The organism is Bacillus sp. 05T31, from assembly GCF_056396725.1.
Genome location: NZ_JBFTMA010000565.1, coordinates 1 through 2,984 on the forward strand (window position 1 = coordinate 1; position 2,984 = coordinate 2,984).

A 2,984-nucleotide genomic window follows, 5' to 3' on the forward strand; every position below is an offset into this window, starting at 1 on the left:
GCCCATCAGGTAGCATAGCGAAAAATTTAAAACCCGTCAGGGTTTATTTGATGTGCCTACTTTTATGCTATCTATAAAAGATAATAAAAGACTACGTGAAAAAACCACATTTTGTATAAAAAGATACCTTAAGTTGATGGATGTGGGGTCTCCCCACATCGCCATCAACTAAAAAAATATATAAAACCCCCAAAAAGGAATTTTATATATTTTCAATTTGAAGAGATCAATTTTCTCGTTTGAGGTATTTGTTTACCTTATCATGAGGACAATAAAGTGTTTTATACTATATTTTTTTGAAAAATCAGTAAATTATTTGATGAATTAATAAGTTACTATTAATCTATAAATAGTAACAGTGCAGTAATCCAAAAGAAAAATGCTCAAATCGATAAATAGGGGAGGATTCTAGATGAAGGTAAATCAGAATATTGTTTTAAAAATTATTGGGTTAGAATTTTTATTAATGATTTTTTACACGCTTAACGGGGCCTATCAAATTATTACTAAGCCATCCAGTCCAGTATTACAATTTATTGGACTTGTTCCTTTAGCAGTGGGAATTTTAATATATTTAACAATAAAGAACAAGTGGAAATTCTATTTCTTTGATATTAAGTTAAATAATTCAATGAAGAATACCATTTTATTAAATTCCCCATTAGTGCTTGTTCTATTAGTAATACTACTTGGTAATAAAGGATTAAACACAACATCGGTATCTGACTTATTTTTTATGTTTATCATGCAATTTTTTGTTGTTGCATTTATTGAGGAAATCTTTTTTCGTGGATTTATGCTCAAAATGTTGTTTTCAAAGGGGATAAAAAAATCAGTTTTGATTTCAAGTTTTTTGTTTGGTATCACCCATTTATTACAACTAATTGGTGGGCAGTCTATTGAAGATACCATTTTACAAATCATATATGCATTTTTAGTTGGACTTGTTCTGTCCTTACTTATCGTAAATAAGCAATCAATTATTATCCCCATTACTTTCCACACTTTTAATAATTTCTTTAATTTTATGGGGAATGTTCAAGCCTCGTCGCTTTTTGCATATATTATTATTGCAATTTTATTCTTCTACACCATATATTTATGGAAACGTGCTAATAAAAAAGAGTGTATTCGACAGGAAATAAATATAGCAGTTTGAGTTGTGATATTACCTTTTCAGTATAGAGGGCAGCCTGGTACCACAATATTACCTTTAAAGGGGCTTGCTGCATGCTCATCAACTTAAGAGATTAATTATTCCCCTAAAATGAAAAAATACGTTATTCTTTCTGTAGAATCATAGGAAAGGATGGCGTTTTTTTCATTCTAAGGGGCATTTCTTTTTATTAGCTTGATAGCGATGTGGCGGTACCCCATTAATAGAAAACTACTGCAAGAGTTATAGTTTTATGTTTTCATTTCCCTTTTGGCATTTATCTTTTAATCAGATGAATGCTTTTTTTAGTACATAATAAAAAAATAACCAGAAAAACTGTCACAAAATCCGTTTTTCTGGTTTCTCTATAATACAGGCATCAAATTGAAAGTGAGGTTTAAACTAACATGTTAACCATAGAAAATGAAGAAAGTCATGCTTCTGATATGCCTTTTGAAGATTTATTTAAGCAGTACTATGCTTATGCTGTGAAACAGATTATATGGATTGTTAAAGATCAATCTATCGCTGAAGAGTTAGCACAAGAAGTGTTTTTACAATTATATCGTAGCGACTGGAAAGTAATTGAAAACATACCTGGATGGTTGATTAAATCTTCTACTTATGTAGCTTATAACCATTTGCGATCTGAAAAAAGGCAACAAGCGAAGATTGATAAAGAAATACAATACCATGAAGTACAAAATGTTTCATCATTAGACGATGATTGGATAAGAAAAGAGGAAATTACAAAGGTACAAACGATACTAAATAAAATGAATGATCGAGAACGAACCCTTTTACTAATGAAATTCTCTGGTTTCCAATATAAAGAAATTGCAGAAATACTTCAAATTGAAATATCTTCTATTGGAACATTATTGGTCCGAGCCAAAATGAAATTTCGCAAGATTTATAAACAAATGGAGGAGGCATAACAAATGAAATGTTATGATATCGGATTTATTCAAACATATATTGATGGAGAACTTTCTCATGATATAAGAAAGGAATTCACAAAGCACCTAGATACATGTGAAGCATGCCAAGATTTATTAGTAGAAATCAGCAAATTAAATCAATGGGAAAACGTAATACTAGATGAAGAATCTGTAAATTCACCACAAGAAATCAAAATTGATATAGAACAAGCATGGAAAACATTTGAAAATCGTTCCAAGCTAGACAATGTTTCTAATATAAATCACAAAAAACAACATAAGAAGGGACTCTTTACAAACATGAGTAAAAAATCAAAACGTTTCATGTATACAGCAGTAGCTGCAGCAGCACTTTTCACAACAGCAATGATTCCACAAGTACAAGTAGCGGCTACAAATGTTGCCTCATATTTTTCTGATGCAATTACAAATGATAAAGTTGTAAATGAAGGAATACAAGATGAAAATGGTGTCACACAAGATATGATGAAGAATGGTAAATATATTCCTATTGATGAAAAAATTACAGATCAAGGTATTACTGTACATTTCAAAGAATTATATATCGCAGATTCACGTATATCATTTCATTATAGAATGGAAAAAGCTGACGGAAGTTTAGTACCATTTGAATTTGATACATCAGGATTAGAGCTCGAAAGTGATGGTAAAATTAATGGGCAACAAGAGGAAAACCCTGAGATTAAACATGAAGGGAGACTATCATTTATCCATGATTCAGATGACCGTCTTCCTTTTGAACTTATGGCAGCAGGTAAAAAATTAAATGATGTAGGTATTCGTGATAATGATAAACCCGAAGGTGTTGCTACATTTGTTATAGTTTCTGGAGGAAAAGACGATTTTAAACAGCCCCTTACTTTAGA

Annotated in this window: 3 protein-coding genes; all 3 read left to right on the top strand. The window is 30.7% G+C overall.

Annotated elements, in window-relative coordinates:
• Positions 1–412 precede the first annotated feature (412 nt).
• Positions 413–1,159 carry a CPBP family intramembrane glutamic endopeptidase gene (locus tag AC1DJR_RS24260; protein WP_377864976.1) on the top strand — a complete coding sequence of 249 codons (747 nt, stop codon included), beginning with the start codon at positions 413–415 and terminating at the stop codon, positions 1,157–1,159.
• A 404-nt stretch (positions 1,160–1,563) separates the two neighbouring features.
• Entirely contained in the window at positions 1,564–2,094 is a 531-nt protein-coding gene (locus AC1DJR_RS24265; RefSeq protein ID WP_002016748.1) for an RNA polymerase sigma factor SigX, read from the top strand.
• A gap of 3 nt (positions 2,095–2,097) precedes the next feature.
• Positions 2,098–2,984 (top strand): DUF4179 domain-containing protein (locus AC1DJR_RS24270; protein ID WP_477003695.1); only part of this gene is annotated, 887 nt, incomplete at its 3' end.